Here is a 575-nt window from a genome sequence, read left to right as displayed (position 1 = left end):
AAAGCAGATGGAGAAGAGGATGACAGTCACGAGTACGATGACGGCGGAAAAGCAGAAAAAGCTGACAACCGGAGGAAGGAAGTGGGTAGCGGGGAAGGCGAACAGCGACTGCGAGAGATGAAAGAAGAAAAGGAAAGAGGGAAAAAAGCGGAGAAGGGAGAGGGGATGGGGGGGAAGAGAGGGGGAAAAGAGGCAGGGGGGGGGAGAAGGGGGGGGGGAAGGGATGGCGAAGGGGGCGCTAGCGCAGGCCGGGGAGGGCGAGAGGGAAGAATGAAGAGGCACGGGAGAGTAAGAAGTGGGATAGGTGAAGGAGGTGGCAAGGGAGAGAGAGAGGACGTGGGCAGGGGTGAAGCGGATGACAAGGAGGATAGTAAGTGGAAAAGATGGGTTAGGAAGGTAGAAGAGAGATGGGGGAGGAGTAAAGGGGATGGAAGTTAGACGTTGGGGGAGGAAAAAGGAAGAGAAGAAAGTTGAGGAAGGAGAAAGGAGAGGAAAGGAGAAAGGAAAGAAGAGGAAAAGATAAAAGAGGGAAGAGAAAAGGAAAAGAAAAAAAAAAAAAAAAAAAAGAAAAAGAG

At 51.7% G+C, this 575-nt stretch carries 1 pseudogene; it reads left to right on the top strand.

Annotated features, from left to right (window positions below):
* Positions 1 to 438, top strand: a pseudogene (locus tag VE26_RS17695) (hypothetical protein); the annotation flags it as partial.
* Positions 439 to 575 lie beyond the last annotated feature (137 nt).

Origin of the sequence: Devosia chinhatensis (genome assembly GCF_000969445.1) — a bacterium.
Classification (GTDB): Bacteria; Pseudomonadota; Alphaproteobacteria; order Rhizobiales; family Devosiaceae; genus Devosia; species Devosia chinhatensis.
Note: the sequence above shows the minus strand (reverse complement) of the source record. Positions and strands in the feature narration are given on the sequence as shown.